Origin of the sequence: Actinomadura alba (assembly GCF_014323705.1) — a bacterium.
Classification (GTDB): Bacteria; Actinomycetota; Actinomycetes; order Streptosporangiales; family Streptosporangiaceae; genus Actinomadura_C; species Actinomadura_C alba.
Window position 1 is genome coordinate 426173 of sequence record NZ_JABVEC010000001.1, and the last position, 15975, is coordinate 442147.

Here is a 15975-nt window from a genome sequence, read left to right on the forward strand (position 1 = left end):
CACATCCGGTATCAAGGACCTTTGCCTGCCAATCTGGCATGATCATCGGGCATGCGGCATCTGAAATCACCGGCGGGATTTCAGCAGGCTGCCACGACAGCGCCTTCCGCCGCCGGATGCTGCCCCGGCAAATCCCGTTCCTCGGCCGGCACGTCTCATGACGGCCCTATCGCCGGTCATCCAATGGTGAAGACTCCACTGCCATCTGCTCGTGGATTGCCGCAGCCGTGACAAATCCGGACAAAACAGAAGGGACGTCGTTATCGACGTCCCTTTCGGTCTCGGCGCAGACGATCAGGTCAGCGCCGGTTCACGATCCTTGGCCCTCAGTGTCAGGACATCGTCCTGGTCCACTGACAGCGCATCGTTCTCCGCCTGAAGCCGTACCAGCTCGGCTTCCAGATCCCGAACACGCCGCTGCAGACGCCGCATCTCCGCGACCATCCGGGGGTCGGGACCGCCGACGTGGCCGAGTATAGCCTTCGCCATGATTAAGGGTCCTCCACGCTGAGTGACCAGCAGGGATCGCGCACAAAGAGCCACATGAGCCGATGCGCGTATCATCTAGAGTCGCACCGGCCGGAGTGTCGGTCAAGACGGACATCACAGGCCGGTAACAACCTGTCCCCATGAGTTTAGCAGGTACAAACCGGAATGCCCTACCCGATCATCGCTCCACGAAACCGGACAGGCCGCCACGGGGCTGGGCCCACCGTTCAGTGACTCCGGTCACGCTTCCGGGTGTTTCTCGGCCTCGCAACAGCTCGAGCAGCCGTTCACAGTCCGTCCGCGAGCCCTCGGCGACGACCTCGACCCGGCCGTCCGCGAGGTTGGTCGCGGACCCGACGAGCCCGAGCTCCAGCGCCCGCGCACGGACCCACCAGCGGAATCCCACACCCTGCACGGCGCCCCGCGCCCAGGCGGTCAGCCGGACCTCCTCGTTCCCCACGAGCCCCGATCGTACGACCAGCCCACCCGGACCCACCCCGAGGGGGGCGCGGAGCCCGAGCGGAGCGAGGCAATCAGACACGCGCGCGCCGTGGCCAGGGTTGGCAGCGGGGGCAGCTGAAGGATGAGCGGTTCATGAAGGCGTCGCGGCGGATGGGCGTGCCGCAGCGGTCGCACGGCCGGTCGCCCCGGCCGTAGACGTGCAGGGAACGGTCGAAGTAGCCGCTGTCGCCGTTGACGTCCACGTACAGGCTGTCGAACGACGTGCCGCCCGCGGCGAGGGCGGCACCCATGACCTCGCGTACCCCCAACAGCACCCGGGTGACCTCGGCCCGGGTGAGCGTCTCGGTCGGGCGGGCCCAGTGCAGCCGAGCCCGCCACAGCGCCTCGTCGGCGTAGATGTTGCCGACCCCACTGATCAACGATTGGTCGAGCAACGCGCGTTTGATCCCGGTCCGCCGCCGCCGCAACGCGCGGTAGAACGCCTCGTCGTCGAACGCCTGCTCCAGCGGGTCGCGCGCGATGTGCAGGATGGGCTCGGGGACGCGCGCGAACGCCCCGGGCGCCGTTGCGGCGAAGGCGTCGGGGACGAGGTTCGTCACCATGAGGTGGCCGAAGGTGCGCTGGTCGACGAAGCGCAGATCGAGGCCGCCGTCGGTGAAGGTCATCCGAACCCGAAGGTGCTTCTCGAAGGGGCTGTCCGGCTTGCCCACCAGCAACTGCCCGCTCATGCCGAGGTGCGCGAGCAACGCCTCGGCCGGGAGTTCGTCGGCGTGCGCGTCCGGATCACCGACGGGCAACCACAGGTACTTGCCGCGGCGTTCGGCGCCCAGCACCTTACGGCCGGCCAGCCGGGCGGCGAAGTCGTCGGGGCCGGTGATGTGCCGCCGGACGGCGCGGGGATGCAGGACCGTGACCGACGCGATCGTGCGGCCGGACACCCAGCCGTCCACACCGCGGCGGACGACCTCGACCTCGGGCAGCTCAGGCACCGGCCGTCCCCGGCAGGACCAGCGCCTGGGCCACGATCACTCGGCCCCCGTCGCCGGTCAGGGCGGGTGAGCCGTACAGCTCGTACCCCTCTTCGAGGAGAGCGCTGACGCGCGCACAGAACCCGGCGTCGTCCGGTCCGGTGATCAGCCGATACCGCAAGGGGGCTTGTTCGGCCAATGGGGCTTGTCCGGTCATATGTGCAGCGTAGTGAGGATCAGCCCTCGGTCGCGGCCCCGTCCGCCTCACGGGCGGTGGCACGGGCCCGGATCTCGGTCCAGGCCGCCTCGGCGGCGTGCTGCTCGGCCTCTTTCTTGCTGTGCCCCTCGCCGTTGCCGTACACCTTGCCGCCGACCCGCACCGACGCGCGGAACGTCTTCTGGTGGTCGGGGCCGCTCTCGACGACGTGGTACTCGGGCACTCCGAGCTCCTCGACCGCGGTGAGCTCCTGTAGCGAGGTCTTCCAGTCCAGGCCGGCACCGAGACTCGCGGACCGGTCGATCAGCGCGTCGAAGAGCCGGTGCACGAGGTCGGACGCCTCGACGAGGCCCTGGTCGAGGTAGACCGCGCCGATGAGCGCCTCGAGGGTGTCGGCCAGGATCGACGACTTGTCCCGGCCGCCGGTGCCCTCTTCGCCCCGGCCGAGCCGGATATGGGCGCCGACGCCGAGCCCTCGGGCCACGCCGGCGAGTGCCCGCATGTTGACAACCGCCGCGCGGAGCTTCGCCAGCTGCCCCTCGGGCAGGTCGGGATGACCGCGGAACAGGGTGTCGGTGACCACCAGGCCGAGCACCGAGTCGCCGAGGAACTCCAGCCGCTCGTTGGTGGGCAGGCCGCCGTTCTCATAGGCGAACGAGCGGTGCGTCAGCGCCCGCTCCAGCAGCGCATCGTCCAGCTTGACGCCGAGGGCGCGCTCAAGGTCGGCGCGATCCGGCGCAGGGTCGGGAGTCTTAGCACTCACACGTCCTCCTCGTAGCTCCACACGTCATCGTGCGTCCGTCGCTACGGCGAGTGACATGCCCGGTGACCCGACGCGTCACACGGGCCGGGGATTCCTCGAAGACGAGGTGTGCGCCGGTGAGTCGATCCCCCGGCGTACACCACGGCCTCGGGCGCTCCCCGGCCACTCGCCCGACTCCACACGTGGACCGGGGCGGCCGCGTCCGACGCGGCAGGCCCAGCCGAAATGGAAAGGATTGCATGATCACGCGGCATCCGGAGCACGAGCGGCCCCCGTAGTACGTGATCATGCAATCCGGCCCCGCCCGGACATGATCTTGCGATCCCCGGGCCGGGGGTCAGGCCGGCGTGATTACCTGCCGCCGGTCGTAGGTACCGCAGGTCGGGCACGCGGTGTGCGGCAGCTTCGGGTCACGGCACTGCGGGCACTCGACAAGGGTCGGCGCCGAGGTCTTCCACTGCGAACGCCGGTGCCGCGTGTTGCTGCGCGACTTCTTCCGCTTCGGGACGGCCACCTCAGCCCTCCTGGCTTTCTTCTCGTTGGTCTTTTAGGTCTTTCAGCGCCGCCCACCTGGGGTCGACGGCGTCGTGATGGTGACCGGGCTCGGCGTCGTCCAGCCGGACGCCGCACTCGGAGCACAGGCCGGGACAGTCGTCCCGGCAGAGCGGGGACAGCGGCAGTGCCAGCACCACCGCGTCCCGCAGCACCGGCTCGAGATCGATGAAATCTCCCTCGAGACGGAGCTCGTCCTCTCCGGCCGCGTGTTCGACGCTGCCGAAGCGGTTGTCGGGGTAGACGAAGAGCTCCTGGAACTCCACCTCGAAGACCGAGGCGAGCGGATCCAGGCAGCGCGAGCACTCCCCGACGAGAGGTACCCGCGTGGTGCCGGTGACGAGCACCCCCTCCATCACCGCCTCGAGCCGAAGATCCAGCTCGAGTTCGGCGTCCTTCGGGACGCCGACCATCTCGACGCCGAGACTCCCCGGAGCCGGCACGGTCAGGCTCTCTTCGCGCATCGATCCCGGTCGGCGGCCCAGGGCTCGGGTGTCGAGCACGAGTGGATCGCGGGGATCAAGGCGAGACAGAGGTCTCCTGCTTTCGTGGGGCATGGGGAATCCGTGGCCGACGACATGGCCGAAGACCCAGGATAGCGAACAGATCCGGTGGACCCAACTCAGGCTTCGGAAAGGCGCTGTACCAGGCGTTCGTGGATGATCTCCGGAACGAGCCCCGAGATGTCCCCGCCGTACTTCGCGATCTCCTTCATCAGGCTGGAGGAGAGGAAGGAGTACAGGGGATTGGTGGCCATGAACATCGTCTCGACCCCGGCCATGCGATGGTTCATCTGCGCCATCTGCAACTCGTAGTCGAAGTCGCTGACGGCACGCAGTCCCTTGACGATGACCGGGATGTCATGCTGCCGGCAGTAGTCGACGAGCAGCCCGTGGAACTTGTCCACCCGGACGTTCCCGTACTCCTTGGTCACGTCCCGGAGCATGTCGATGCGCTCGTCGACGGTGAAGAGACCCTGCTTCGAGTAGTTGATCAACACGGCGACGACGACCTCGTCGTACAGGCGGGACGCCCGGCTGATGATGTCGAGGTGTCCGTTGGTCACTGGGTCGAACGAACCCGGACAGACGACACGGCGCACGAAGTGGAACCTCCGGTCAAGAGCGGAGACCTGTGGCGCGACCGTACCAAACGGGCCGTGACGTGACGTGCCCGCCTCACCCCTGAGCGCCTCTACGTCACCCTGCCATACCACAGAACCGCCTCGCCGTACCGCCGCTCACGCTCAGCCGTGTAGCCCGGCGGCCAGGCCAGGGGTCCGTCCCGGCCGGCCCGCTCCACGACGATCAGCGCGTCCGGGGCCGCCCAGCCGTTGTCGCGCAGCGCGCCGAGCAGGCCGGTGACCTCCTCGCCGCCCAGGGCGTACGGAGGGTCCGCGAATATCAGGTCGTACGGCGCTTCACAGCCTCGGCGCACGAGGCGTTCGACCCGGTCGGTGACCAGTTCGGCTCCGGGCAGGCCGAGCAGGGCGATGTTGTCCCTGATGACCCGGGCGGCGCGGGCGTGCGACTCGACGAGCAGAGCGTGGTCGGCTCCCCTGGACAGGGCCTCGAGCCCCACCGCGCCGGACCCCGCGTACAGGTCGGCGACCCGGCAGCCGTCGAGCGGCCCGAGCAGCGCCCCGACGGTCGAGAACAGGCCCTCCCTGGCGCGGTCGCTGGTCGGTCGGGTGTCACGGCCGGCCGGCACGGCTATCCGCCGCCCTCCGGCGATGCCTGCGATGACTCGGGTCACCCACTCAGTGTGCCCGGCCGCGCGAGCGGCCCGCTCCGGGACTCCCCCGAGCCGGTTCACCCGGGCTGGTTCACCCGGGCTGGTTCACCCGGGCCGGTTCACCCGGGCCGGTTCACCCGGAAGGCCACCGGCTCAGCGGAACAACGACGCTCCACAGAACAACAGATTCCTTTCGGAACGCTACGTAAGGTGACAAGATAGGTGTCAACCTGTGGGACGGCAGTGGCAGGTGAAGCGCCGGTGCCGCCCGATCCCCCCATTTCACGGCAGGAGGCTCGACGATGCGCCTGGTTTCCAGAGCGGTGACGACGGCCGGGGCGACGGTCCTGGGCATCACCGTCATGGGCGGCATGGCCCAGGCCGACACGGCCACCCGTGACCCGTCGCTTCTCTCCGGGCTCACCGACACGGTGACCGGCACCACCGAGCTGGTCGACGGGCTCGTGAGCACCGTCGCCGACCCGGGGGCGCCGGCCCGCGACTCGCGGCCCAAGAGCACCCGGCCGCCCGGGCTCGGCGTCGACGCCAGGGTCGAGACCCCGGCCGCCGGTCCCCTCCGCGCCTCGGCCGGCGCCTCGGTGCGGGTCAGTGCGCAGAGCGGGCTGTCGGCACGGGCGGCGGCGGACGTGTGCCTCGGCACGGCGAGCTGCGGGAACGGCGGTACGCCGCCCATACCGCCCCGCCCCCCGACAGAGCCGGGTTCGCCGCCCGTCCCATCTCCGCCGCCCGCCCCCTCCGCACCGCCCGCGGCTCCACCTGTCGCGGCGGGGGAAGCCGGAGCGCTGCCCACGGCGACGGGGACCGTGACCGGCAGCCTGCCGTTCACGGGCGGATCCATCGACACGCTCGCGGGCGTGGCCGGGGCGCTGGTGCTCACGGGGGCGGCCGCGTTGGCCGCCACCCGCAGGCGCGCTCGCGACGGCTCCTGACGCACGCGCACGGCTCCTGACCCAGGTGCACGGCCCCTGACTGACGCAGCACGGCCCGCGCTGATCGCGCTATCCGAGCACCCAGCGCACCTGGGTGCGCACGCCCGCGTCCGGATCGGCGAGCGCTTCGACGAGTGCGGTCACGACCTCGGGCCGGTCGTCGGCCCACGGCTCCAGTGACCGTACGGCGGCCCGCCGTACGTCCACGACGCGGTCGCCGAGTGCCCGGACGAGCAGGCCGATGGCGATCTCGGGAGCGGCGGCGCGCAGCGCGGTCGCCGCGCGTGCGCGCACCCGCCAGTCGGGGTGCTCCAGCGTGCTCGCCACGCGCTCGGCGAGGGGCGGCGGCATGCCGAGGTCCGTGGCCGCGTCGATCGCTGCGATCCGAACCACGGCGTCGTGGTCGACGATCAGCCGCTCCAGCGCCGGGAGGCCCGCGGGCGACTTGAGCCGCGCGAGCCCCTCGGCCACGCCGACGCGCACCTCGCGGGCCGGATCGCCGGCCGCCTGCGCCACCTCGGTGACGGCGCCGAGTGCGATCAGGCCGATGATCGCCTGGAGGCGCACCTCCGGCTCGCCGTCCCGGAGGCCATCGGCGTACTGCTCCCGGGCACCCTCGGTCAGCAGCGCGAGCAGTTCGACGGCCGTCTCGCGGAGCCGGGCGTCGCGGCCGTGCGCGGCGGCCAGCAGCAGCGCCCTGACACCGTCCTCGCCGATGTAGACCTCGGCCAGGACCCGCAGCGATTCGGCGGCGACCTCCCGCACGCTGTGGTCCTCGTCGGCCAGCGCCCAGGCGAGAGTGTCGCCCGCCCCGGCCGGAGCGGTGCGGGTCAACATGATGAGGGCGGCCTTGCGCACCTCGGGCGCGGGGTCGCGCAGATGTTCTTCGATGTCGGGGAGTTCTGGGCGCTCCAGCCGGTAGAGCGCGGCAATGCGGGTCGAGGGAGTGTCTGTGGTGGTCACGGCATGGCCTCCGGAGCCGTCGCGGATCTGTGAGTGGGGCTCAGATCACCGACGGGAACACAGCGCGCTGGCCTGCCGCCGTAGGTCGACGTGCAGCCGAGCGATCAAAGGCCGGCTCCGCTCCATGTCCTCATGGTCGAGGAGGTTGCGGATAAAATCAATGGAATAAGTAGGAAACCCTCTTGTCAGGCCTTCTCGAGGTACTCCGCGCGCTCGTCGTCCAGCAGCGCGGCGAGTTCGGCCGCGAGCCCGGGACTGTGGGTGAGGTCGGGGTCTGCCGCGACGACCGCCGCCGCCGCCTGCCGGGCACGCAGGATCACGTCCTCGTCGCGGAGCAGGGTGAGCAGCTTGAGGCTCGACGCCCGGCCGGCCTGGGCGACGCCCAGCACGTCGCCCTCGCGGCGCTGCTCCAGATCGAGCCGGGACAGCTCGAAGCCGTCGGTGGTCGAGGCGACGGCCGCCAGTCGTTCCCTGATCTTCGTGCCCTCGGGCGCCTCGGTCACGAGGAGGCAGAGACCGGGCAGGTTGCCGCGCCCTACCCGGCCGCGAAGCTGATGGAGCTGCGAGACGCCGAACCGGTCGGCATCCATGATCATCATCACGGTGGCGTTGGGGACGTCGACGCCGACCTCGATGACGGTGGTCGCGAGCAGGACGTCCAGTTCGCCGGCCGCGAACCGGCGCATCACGGCGTCCTTCTCGTCGGGGTGCAGCTTGCCGTGCAGCACGCCGATGCGAAGCCCGGACAGGTGCTCCTCCGCCAGGCTCGGCAGCAGGTCGAGCACTGCCAGCGGAGGGCGCCGCTCCCCCTCGTCGTCCTTGGGCTCGACGTCGCCCTCGTCCCCCTCCTGCTCACCGATCCGCGGGCAGACGATGTAGGTCTGGCGGCCCTGTGCGGCCTCTTCCCTTATCCGCTCCCAGGCGCGGTGGAGGAAGCCCGGCTTCTCCGGGGGCACGACATGGGTCTTGATCTCCGCTCGGCCGGCCGGAAGCTGGTTGAGGACCGAGGTGTCCAGATCGCCGAACACGGTCATCGCGACCGTACGCGGGATCGGCGTCGCGGTCATCACCAGCACGTGCGGGCGCCCGCCCGCGACCTTCTCCCGCAGGGCGTCCCGCTGTTCCACCCCGAATCGGTGCTGCTCATCGACGACGACCAGCCCGAGGTCGGCGAACTGCACGTGCTCCTGCAGCAGGGCGTGGGTGCCGACCACGATCCCGGCGGCACCGGAGGCGGCGTCGAGCAGCGCCGCGCGCCGCGCCTTGGCCCCCTGTGAACCGGTGAGCAGCGCCACCCTGGTCGCCCGGTCGGCGCCGCCCAGCTGCCCCGCCTGCCCCAGCGGGCCCAGCATGCCGGTGATCGAGCGGTAGTGCTGTTGCGCGAGGACCTCGGTGGGCGCGAGCAGCGCCGCCTGCCCGCCGGAGTCGACGACCTGCAGCATCGCCCGCAGGGCGCACATGGTCTTGCCCGAGCCGACGTCGCCCTGGAGCAGCCGGTGCATCGGGTGTTCGCGGGCCAGCTCCGCAGCGATCTCCTCGCCGACCGACAGCTGTCCCTCCGTGAGAGTGAAGGGCAGCCGCCGGTCGAACTCGCGGAGCAGCCCGTCCTCGGCTCGCGGCCGGGCCTTGGCGGGCAGCGCGCCGGCCGCTCTGCGTCGGCGCGCCAGAGCCAGCTGCAGCAGAAACGCCTCGTCCCACTTCAGCCGCTTGCGGGCCCGTGACAGCTCCGCGAAGTCCTTGGGCCGGTGAATGCCGTCATAGGCCTCACGCAGCCTGATGAAGCCGTGGTCACGCAAGATCGGCTCGGGCATGGGATCGGTGCCGATGTCGACGGTGTCCAGGATCATCTTCACGCAGTCCGTGATCTTCCAGGACTCCAGGCCCTTGGTCGCCGGGTAGACCGGGATCAGTTCCTCGACGAACTCCCGCGCGGCCTCGGACATCCCGCTCCCCGAGGCGCCCGAGACGGCCGAGACGGCCACCGGCCGGTAGTCGGGGTGGGTGAGCTGCTTCTTGACACCCTGCCTGGTGCGGAAGAAGGTCACCTTTCCGGCGAACAGCGCCCGGGTGCCCGGGGGCAGCTCTTTCTCGGGCTTGTAGGACGCCTTCTTGCCGAAGAACGTGAGCATCAGCTCGCCGCGCCCGTCGGTGACGGTGACCTCCAGCAGGTAGCCGGGCCGCTTGGTGATCGTCCGGCCCTGGACCTTCAGCACCTCGGCCATGACGGTGACGTGCTCGCCCTCCACCAGGCCGGACAGGTCGGTGAGCTCACCCCGCTCGGCGTAGCGCCGGGGGTAATGGCACAACAGGTCTCCGACGGTGTGCAGGTCGAGGCCTTCGGCCATCACCTTGGCCGTACGGTCACCGAGCGCCTTGCGCAGCGGCTCGTCGAGTTTCGCCACAGTGCTACCCACAGGGCTATTACAGACCATGCGCGAGGGTGCGCGTGCGCGAAGGCGGGCGCCGCGGGCTCACTCCACTCCGATGAGCACCGGGCGGCGTTCCTGGCCGCCCTCGTAGAAGACCAGCTCGACACCGGGGCGTTCTGCGCGCAGGCGGCCCTCTACCGCGCCGGTCAGCCCGGGCGGTGCCGTGCGGCCCATGATCAGTGTGACGAGCTCACCGCCGCCGGCGAGCATGCGGCCCAGGATGTGGAGGGCCGTCTCGGTCACGTCGGCGCCGATCACGCACACGTCGCCCTCGATGAGCCCGAGGACGTCATCGGGCTGGCAGATGCCCGCACTGGTGACGGCCTCCTGCTCGGCGATCTCCACATGCCCGGACCTGGTCGCTCCCGCGGCGCGCATCATGGCGATCACGTCGTCGTCGAACCGGCGCAGCTCATCGTGCACCGCCAGTGCCGCCAGACCCTGTACGGAAGCCTCGGTGGGCAGCACGGCGATGCGCACCCCGCTGTCGCCGGCGCGTTCCGCGGCGGCCTCGGCGACCGCCAGCACGCCCGGATCATTGGGCAATACGGTCACCTCGTCGCCGGCCGCCAAGATCGCCTCCACCAGTACCGCGACCGGCGGCACGGCACCCGGTTCCCTGCGCACGATCCGGGCGCCGCCGCTCTCGAAGAGCGTCGCCAGGCCATCGGCGTCGGTGACCGCCACGACTCCCCGGCCGGCGCAGGGCGCCTGCGGCCTCCCTGCCGCGTGCGGTGCGTCGTGCAGGCAGGTCACCCTGATACGGCGCGGCCGGCCGGCGGCCAGCCCCGCCTCGATGGCCGCGCCCACGTCGTCGACGTGCACGTGGACGTTCCAGAGCCCGTCTCCGCCGACGACGACCAGCGAGTCGCCGAGCCCGTCCAGGGTCCGCCGCAGCACCGTGACCTCGTCGTCGGAAGCGTCGAGGAGGTACATCACCTCATAGCCCCCGCCGCCCGCCTCCCCGGCGGTCACCGACCGGTCCGCGAGGTCGTAGCCGCCGGGCACGGCGGCGCGGGAGGGCGCCACGGCGCGGGAGGGCGCCACGGCGCGGGAGGGAACCGCGTAGCCGTCCGGGAACTCCTCCGTGACCACCGCCACCAGGGCGTCCAGCACGACGCAGAGCCCGGCTCCGCCCGCGTCGACCACCCCGTTGCGGGCGAGCACGTCGAGCTGTTCGGGGGTCCGCGACAGCGCCGCCCTGGCCGCCTCAGCGGCCGCGCGCACCACACCCGCCAGCGTGGGGCCGCCGGTGGGCGGGGCGGCGGCGGCCGAGGCCAGGACGCTCAGGATGGTGCCCTCGACGGGATGCGCCACGGCCGTACGGGCGAGCGCGGCCGCGTATCCGAGCGCCTCGTCGAGCACCTGGCCGTCGGCGATCACCCCTGGCTTGCCCAGGACGTCGGCGAGTCCGAGGAAGACCTGGCTGAGGATCACCCCCGAGTTCCCGCGCGCGCCGAGGAGCGCCCCCTGGGCCAGGGCCCGCCAGGTGCGCTCGGCGTCCGCCCCGGGCGGCAGCTCAGCGAGGGCCTCCGCCGCCGCCAGCACCGTGAGGTGGAGGTTGGTGCCGGTGTCGCCATCGGGCACGGGAAAGACGTTCAGTCCGTCGATCTCACCCCGGACCCGGCCGAGGGCGTCGGCCGCGAGCCCGCACCAATGCCGTACACCGGCCGCGTCCAGGATCTCGCGCACGCCCACCTCCGTGTTTCCGGCGAGATTATCCTTATCGGACAGGCCGTCCAGGGTGGAACGGGTTCGCGGGCTGATTCGCACGGTAGCCAGGGGTCGGCTACTCTTGCTAGGTCGTCCCCGATGGGGACCTTTTGGCGAGCGGCCGATCAGGGCGCTCAAGCATCGATACCACTTGGAGTTTCCCGTGGCTTCCGTCTGCGACGTCTGCGGCAAGGGACCCGGTTTCGGCATGAGTGTCTCCCACTCGCACCGCCGCACCCCGCGCCGCTGGAACCCCAACATCCAGCGCGTGCGTGCCGTCGTCGGTGGCACCACGAAGCGGATCAACGCCTGCACGTCCTGCATCAAGGCCGGCAAGGTCAAGCGTCCCACCGTCTGACCGCTCCCGCGCCAACCGAGCCGGCTCACCCCTGGGGTGGGCCGGCTTCGTAGTTTCCGCCGGCCCGATCGTTCCTCACTGCCTTCAACGGGCAGCGGGCAGCGGGGGCCGCCCGGTGATCACGGAGCCGGGGTCGGGCCGTTGTCGGCGGGCTCGGGGACGACCGTGGACTCGGCCTCGTCGCGCTGCCGGTCGATCTCGTCCTGATCGACCCCGGACGTCGAGGGCGGCCGGGGCGCCTGGCCGTCCCGTGCCCTGCGGGCGAGATCGGTCTGGTTCGGCCGGCCGCCGCTCCCGGCGCTCGTTCCGGAGTCGGCTCCGCCGTTCGCCGTGCCACCCGCCGGGCGGGCCGAGGGCTTGGCCGCCGGCGCCTTGTCGGCCGTGACGCCACGCGGCGCGCCGCTCTCACAGGGCCCGGGCTCGGCGCAGTCGGGAATCGCGCTCCGGCTCACCGGAACGGACGCAGGCAGTGGATCTTTCGTACCGCCGAGCCACCCCGCGTCCATGGCGATCCCGCCCAGCAGGAGGCCGGCCACCAGGATGAGCCCCCCGAGCGCGGCCGACGCACCCCTGCCACCGCGCCGCCCCGCAGCGATCTCTCCGGGAGCGGCCTCTCGGGTATTGGCGTCTTCAGTGTGGGTCTTCTCGGTGCGGGCCTTCTCGGTACCGGCCTCTTCGGTGCGGGCATCTTCAGATCCGGCCGTTTCGGCGTGAGCCTCTTCGGCGTCGCCGTGCTCTGCCCGCTCGTCTCGCGCCGACTCGCCGTCGCCCACGCCGGTTCCCTCCGTCAGTGAGCGGGAGCCCACACCGCACAAGCCGCGTGCGTCGCGGCGACCGTGAGCCGTGATCATGGAGCAACGGCGCATCGACGTCAAGCGCTCGGCAGCCGAACCGCTCGCGAGATCCCGAATCGGGATCAGTCGCGCCAGCGCCAGGCGTGGTCGACGGGGCCGATGCCCGAGCCGAGCGGGAAACCACGCTCGATCGCTCCGGTGACGTACTCCTTGGCCTTGCCCACCGCACCCGGCACGTCCTCTCCGAGGGCCAGATACGAGGCGGTGGCCGAGGCCAGCGTGCAGCCGGTGCCGTGCGTGTGCAGGTTGTCGTGCCGGGCCGCCGAGAAGTGGTACTCACGGGTTCCGTCGAACAGCAGGTCGACCGGCTCGCCCGGCAGGTGACCGCCCTTGACCAGCACCCACCGCGGGCCGAGCGCCCACACCGCCTCGGCGGCCTCGCGCAGCCCCGACTCGTCGACGACCTTGATCCCGGTGAGCTGCTCGACCTCCCAGAGATTCGGCGTCACCACGGTGGCGACCGGCAGCAGGGCGGTGCGCACCGCGTCGACGGCGTCGGCGGCGAGCAGCGAGTCGCCGTGCTTGGACACGCCGACGGGGTCGACGACGACCGGCGCCTCGGCGTCCGCGAGGACCTGCGCCACCGTCTCGACCAGCTCGGCCGAGGCGAGCATGCCGGTCTTGATCGCCTCGGCCCCGATGTCACCTAGCACGGAGTCGAGCTGGGCCCGTACGGCCTCGGCCGGCAGTTCCCAGTAGCCCTGGACGCCCACGGAGTTCTGCGCCGTCACCGCGGCGATGACGCTCATTCCGTGCACGCCGAGAGCCAGCATCGTCTTCAGGTCCGCCTGGATCCCGGCACCGCCACCGGAGTCGGATCCGGCCACGGTGAGCACCCGCGGAGGGGTCGGTCGCGCCATGGCAGCCAGCCTAGAGCCTGCGGCCGGGCTCGAAGATCCCGGAGGCCGTCCGCCGGAGGGCCCCGGCGTTGGCCGCCCGCGTCAGTCGAGCGTGCAGGCGACCCCGTTGAAACGGCACGTCGACGGCTTGCTGGCCGCACCCTCGGCGGTGAAGATCACCTTGACCGACCGGCCGGGGGCGATCGTCGGCGAGTGCGCCGGGTTCCGCACGGTCGCGACCCTGCCGGGCTGGACCAGCACGACGTTCGTCGCCCCGATGACCTGGGCGTTCGGGATCTGGAACCGCAGGGTCCAGCCGTTGATCGGCTGCGTCCCGTGGTTGGCGATCGTCGCCGTGGCCCGAAAGCCCGTGGACGACCGCGAGGTGGCCCGGAACGCGATGGTCACCGCGCTCGAACGCTCCGCGCGGCTGGTCCGGTCGTCCGCCCCACGCCGGTTCGCGCTGTCCTGTGCCTGGGCCTGCGGCCGGTCGGCGACCGCCGGGGTTCCACCCGCGAAGTTCAGCGAAATCTGTGAGGTGCTCCATGCGGCCGTGACGACGCCGATGGCGCCGATGCCGGCGATCGCCGGCAGCAACGGCACTTTCGTGACCCAGCCCATGCGCCGCCCCTGTTGCGGCGGTTCGGTGATCGCGTCACCCGTGAGGTCAGCGTCCTCGGGGTCAAGGTCATCCGCGAGTTTGGTGTGTCGTCCCATCCCGTCCTCTTCGGTCCCAGGATGTATACCAAATCCGCACCAAGAGTGCCTACAAGACAAGCAATACTTGAACCGCGAATCACCACATTTCACTAGCGGAAATGATCCCAACCGCCGGTTGCGTACGCTTCGCCGTCGACGGTCAGACCGGTCCCCTCCGTCACCTGGCCGATCACCCGCCAGGTCTCGGGCAGGGCGACCCCGGCCGGGAACGTGCCCGCGAACGCGTGGTCCTCTCCCCCGGTCAGCACATGCCGCAGGCCGCGCGCTCCGAGGACGGCGGGCACCGGGAGCGACGACGTGTCCAGATCGATCCGGACGCCGCTCGCCGCCGCGACGTGCCCGAGGTCCTGCACCAGACCGTCGCTGACGTCGAGCAGTGCCGTGGCGCCCAACCGCGCCGCCTCGGGACCCGCGTCGTACGGCGGCAGCGGGCGGCGGTGCGCGGCGATCAGTTCGGCCGGCTCCGTACGCTCGGCGGAGAGCAGTTCCAGCCCGGCGGCGGCGAAGCCGAGCCGGCCCCGCACCGCCACCCGGTCGCCGGGACGGGCTCCTGAGCGGGTGAGCGGCCGGGCCCCGCCGAGATCACCCAGCGCGGTGACCGCGAGGACGACCAGCGGAGCCCGTACGACGTCGCCGCCGACCACCGAGGCCCCGACCACGGCGCACTCGTCGCGCAGCCCGTCGGTGAGCTCCTCGGCCCAGGCGACCTCGGTCTCGGGCGGGGCCGCGAATCCGACCAGCAGCGCCGTCGGGCGCGCCCCCATCGCCGCCACGTCGGCCAGATTCTGCGCCGCCGCCTTCCGCCCCACGTCGTAGGCGCTGGACCAGTCAGGGCGGAAATGACGGCCCTCGACCAGCAGATCCGACGTGGCGACGACCCGGCCGTCCGGCGCGCGGACGATCGCCGCGTCATCCCCCGGCCCGAGGTCGACGTCCGGTCCCTGCGTGAGACGCTGTGAAATACGAGCGATTAGTCCGAACTCGCCCAGATCCCCGATCGTGATAGCCCACACCTCCGTGAAGACACGGTACGGTGGCCGACGGACGGGACAAACTACGCCCTGGAGGACGTGATGGTGCAGGCCTACATCCTCATCCAGACCGAGGTCGGCAAGGCCGCGGACGTGGCCCGTGAGATCTCCGGCATCTCCGGTGTCAAGCAGGCGGAGGACGTCACCGGTCCCTATGACGTGATCGTGCGGGCGGAGGCGCACAATGTGGATGATCTCGGCAAGCTCGTCGTCGCGCAGATTCAGGGCGTCGACGGCATCACGCGTACTCTCACCTGCCCGATCGTCCATATCTGACTCCACCGTACGCAGGGTGCGGTAGGAGTTCCGAGATGCGGAGGGCCGCCGCGGTTCTGACGGTGCTGGCGTTGTCGCCGGCACTGCTGGCGGGCGGCTGCGCGGGTGGCGCCGTCCAGGTACCCGTGCCCCGCCCGGACGCCGCGACGGCCCGGGTCTGCGAAGGCCTGCGACTGCCGGCCGAACTGCACGGCCAGTCCCGGCGGTCGACCGCGCCGAAGTCCCCGCTGATCACCGCGTGGGGCTCCCCCGCGATCGCGGTGCGCTGCGGGGTCGCCCGCCCGTCCGCCATGGTCCCGACGTCGCAGCTGCTGACGATCAATGGCGTCGACTGGTTCGGGCAGCCCATGGACCGGCCCACGACGTTCACGGCCGTGGGCCGGCAGGCCTACGTCGAGGTCACCGTGCCGGCCGCCTACGAGCCGGCCGCCGAGGTGCTCAACGAGCTGACCGGCGTGATCAAGACCCTCCGTCCCAAACCCGACGGCGAACTCTGAGGCGACGGCCCCTCGACGCGACCCGGCACGACTCCCGGCGCGCCGGGTCGCTGGGCAGGCCCGTAAGGGGTCACGAGTGCCCGAGGACGCCGTGCGGCCGGTACGGCGCCTCCAACCGGGCGAATAATCCGTTGCGCCGGTGCCGCGACCGCTGGCACCG

At 71.3% G+C, this 15975-nt stretch carries 20 protein-coding genes; 4 read left to right on the top strand and 16 right to left on the bottom strand.

The window, feature by feature from the left end:
- Positions 1–294 precede the first annotated feature (294 nt).
- From HKK74_RS02260 to rsmD, 9 genes are all read right to left on the bottom strand, one after another.
- Positions 295–489 carry a hypothetical protein gene (locus HKK74_RS02260; protein WP_187241256.1) on the bottom strand — a complete coding sequence of 65 codons (195 nt, stop codon included), beginning with the start codon at positions 487–489 and terminating at the stop codon, positions 295–297.
- A 178-nt stretch (positions 490–667) separates the two neighbouring features.
- Positions 668–949, bottom strand: a complete 282-nt coding sequence (locus tag HKK74_RS02265; protein WP_187241257.1) for an acylphosphatase — start codon at positions 947–949, stop codon at positions 668–670.
- Between the two features lie 73 nt (positions 950–1022).
- Entirely contained in the window at positions 1023–1940 is a 918-nt protein-coding gene (gene mutM, locus HKK74_RS02270; RefSeq protein ID WP_187241258.1) for a bifunctional DNA-formamidopyrimidine glycosylase/DNA-(apurinic or apyrimidinic site) lyase, read from the bottom strand.
- Positions 1933–2136: a DUF1737 domain-containing protein gene (locus HKK74_RS02275; protein ID WP_187241259.1), complete on the bottom strand. Its 204-nt coding sequence runs from the start codon at positions 2134–2136 to the stop codon at positions 1933–1935. The genes mutM and HKK74_RS02275 overlap by 8 nt, the downstream gene beginning before the upstream one ends.
- Before the next feature lie 19 nt (positions 2137–2155).
- Positions 2156–2899 carry a ribonuclease III gene (gene rnc, locus HKK74_RS02280; RefSeq protein ID WP_187241260.1) on the bottom strand — a complete coding sequence of 248 codons (744 nt, stop codon included), beginning with the start codon at positions 2897–2899 and terminating at the stop codon, positions 2156–2158.
- Positions 2900–3236: 337 nt separating this feature from the next.
- The gene (gene rpmF, locus HKK74_RS02285) at positions 3237–3413 is read right to left on the bottom strand and encodes a 50S ribosomal protein L32 (protein WP_187241261.1); all 177 of its coding nucleotides are present in this window, start codon (positions 3411–3413) and stop codon (positions 3237–3239) included.
- A gap of 1 nt (position 3414) precedes the next feature.
- Positions 3415–4008, bottom strand: coding sequence for a YceD family protein (locus HKK74_RS02290; protein ID WP_187241262.1), 594 nt, complete (start codon positions 4006–4008; stop codon positions 3415–3417).
- Positions 4009–4073: 65 nt separating this feature from the next.
- Positions 4074–4553: a pantetheine-phosphate adenylyltransferase gene (gene coaD, locus HKK74_RS02295; RefSeq protein ID WP_187241263.1), complete on the bottom strand. Its 480-nt coding sequence runs from the start codon at positions 4551–4553 to the stop codon at positions 4074–4076.
- Between the two features lie 92 nt (positions 4554–4645).
- On the bottom strand, positions 4646–5206 hold the full coding sequence (rsmD, locus tag HKK74_RS02300) for a 16S rRNA (guanine(966)-N(2))-methyltransferase RsmD (protein WP_187241264.1): 561 nt from the start codon (positions 5204–5206) through the stop codon (positions 4646–4648).
- 281 nt (positions 5207–5487) lie between these two features.
- Here rsmD and HKK74_RS02305 point away from each other — a divergent pair, with 281 nt between their 5' ends.
- Positions 5488–6135, top strand: coding sequence for a hypothetical protein (locus HKK74_RS02305; RefSeq protein ID WP_187241265.1), 648 nt, complete (start codon positions 5488–5490; stop codon positions 6133–6135).
- A 69-nt stretch (positions 6136–6204) separates the two neighbouring features.
- Here HKK74_RS02305 and HKK74_RS02310 read toward each other — a convergent pair whose 3' ends face one another.
- The 3 genes from HKK74_RS02310 to fakA all read right to left on the bottom strand — a co-directional run bounded on the left by HKK74_RS02310 (position 6205) and on the right by fakA (position 11219).
- The gene (locus HKK74_RS02310; protein ID WP_312881179.1) at positions 6205–7098 is read right to left on the bottom strand and encodes a HEAT repeat domain-containing protein; all 894 of its coding nucleotides are present in this window, start codon (positions 7096–7098) and stop codon (positions 6205–6207) included.
- Positions 7099–7283: 185 nt separating this feature from the next.
- Positions 7284–9500: an ATP-dependent DNA helicase RecG gene (gene recG, locus HKK74_RS02315; RefSeq protein WP_312881201.1), complete on the bottom strand. Its 2217-nt coding sequence runs from the start codon at positions 9498–9500 to the stop codon at positions 7284–7286.
- Between the two features lie 69 nt (positions 9501–9569).
- Positions 9570–11219, bottom strand: coding sequence for a fatty acid kinase ATP-binding subunit FakA (gene fakA, locus HKK74_RS02320; protein WP_312881180.1), 1650 nt, complete (start codon positions 11217–11219; stop codon positions 9570–9572).
- A 184-nt stretch (positions 11220–11403) separates the two neighbouring features.
- Here fakA and rpmB point away from each other — a divergent pair, with 184 nt between their 5' ends.
- Positions 11404–11598: a 50S ribosomal protein L28 gene (gene rpmB, locus HKK74_RS02325; RefSeq protein WP_187241268.1), complete on the top strand. Its 195-nt coding sequence runs from the start codon at positions 11404–11406 to the stop codon at positions 11596–11598.
- Positions 11599–11717: 119 nt separating this feature from the next.
- Here rpmB and HKK74_RS02330 read toward each other — a convergent pair whose 3' ends face one another.
- The 4 genes from HKK74_RS02330 to HKK74_RS02345 form a co-directional block, all read right to left on the bottom strand.
- Complete coding sequence (locus HKK74_RS02330) at positions 11718–12371, bottom strand: hypothetical protein (protein ID WP_187241269.1); 654 nt, start codon at positions 12369–12371, stop codon at positions 11718–11720.
- 143 nt (positions 12372–12514) lie between these two features.
- Positions 12515–13312: a bifunctional hydroxymethylpyrimidine kinase/phosphomethylpyrimidine kinase gene (gene thiD / locus HKK74_RS02335; protein WP_187241270.1), complete on the bottom strand. Its 798-nt coding sequence runs from the start codon at positions 13310–13312 to the stop codon at positions 12515–12517.
- A gap of 81 nt (positions 13313–13393) precedes the next feature.
- Entirely contained in the window at positions 13394–14008 is a 615-nt protein-coding gene (locus HKK74_RS02340; protein WP_187241271.1) for a cellulose binding domain-containing protein, read from the bottom strand.
- A gap of 92 nt (positions 14009–14100) precedes the next feature.
- The gene (locus HKK74_RS02345; RefSeq protein ID WP_187241272.1) at positions 14101–15024 is read right to left on the bottom strand and encodes a thiamine-phosphate kinase; all 924 of its coding nucleotides are present in this window, start codon (positions 15022–15024) and stop codon (positions 14101–14103) included.
- 60 nt (positions 15025–15084) lie between these two features.
- Here HKK74_RS02345 and HKK74_RS02350 point away from each other — a divergent pair, with 60 nt between their 5' ends.
- Together HKK74_RS02350 and HKK74_RS02355 are read left to right on the top strand one after the other, a co-directional pair.
- A complete protein-coding gene (locus HKK74_RS02350) occupies positions 15085–15318 on the top strand; it encodes an Lrp/AsnC family transcriptional regulator (protein ID WP_187241273.1) in 234 nt (77 codons plus the stop codon).
- Positions 15319–15353: 35 nt separating this feature from the next.
- Entirely contained in the window at positions 15354–15815 is a 462-nt protein-coding gene (locus HKK74_RS02355; protein WP_187241274.1) for a DUF3515 domain-containing protein, read from the top strand.
- Positions 15816–15975 lie beyond the last annotated feature (160 nt).

What these genes read in the sequence shown, in the direction of transcription:
- HKK74_RS02290 (WP_187241262.1), bottom strand. Translation starts at nt 4,008, where the DNA reads ATGCCCCACGAAAGCAGGAGACCTCTGTCTCGCCTTGATCCCCGCGAT.
- HKK74_RS02355 (WP_187241274.1), top strand. Translation starts at nt 15,354, where the DNA reads ATGCGGAGGGCCGCCGCGGTTCTGACGGTGCTGGCGTTGTCGCCGGCA.
- HKK74_RS02260 (WP_187241256.1), bottom strand. Translation starts at nt 489, where the DNA reads ATGGCGAAGGCTATACTCGGCCACGTCGGCGGTCCCGACCCCCGGATG.
- thiD (WP_187241270.1), bottom strand. Translation starts at nt 13,312, where the DNA reads ATGGCGCGACCGACCCCTCCGCGGGTGCTCACCGTGGCCGGATCCGAC.
- HKK74_RS02350 (WP_187241273.1), top strand. Translation starts at nt 15,085, where the DNA reads ATGGTGCAGGCCTACATCCTCATCCAGACCGAGGTCGGCAAGGCCGCG.
- HKK74_RS02275 (WP_187241259.1), bottom strand. Translation starts at nt 2,136, where the DNA reads ATGACCGGACAAGCCCCATTGGCCGAACAAGCCCCCTTGCGGTATCGG.
- HKK74_RS02305 (WP_187241265.1), top strand. Translation starts at nt 5,488, where the DNA reads ATGCGCCTGGTTTCCAGAGCGGTGACGACGGCCGGGGCGACGGTCCTG.
- HKK74_RS02340 (WP_187241271.1), bottom strand. Translation starts at nt 14,008, where the DNA reads ATGGGACGACACACCAAACTCGCGGATGACCTTGACCCCGAGGACGCT.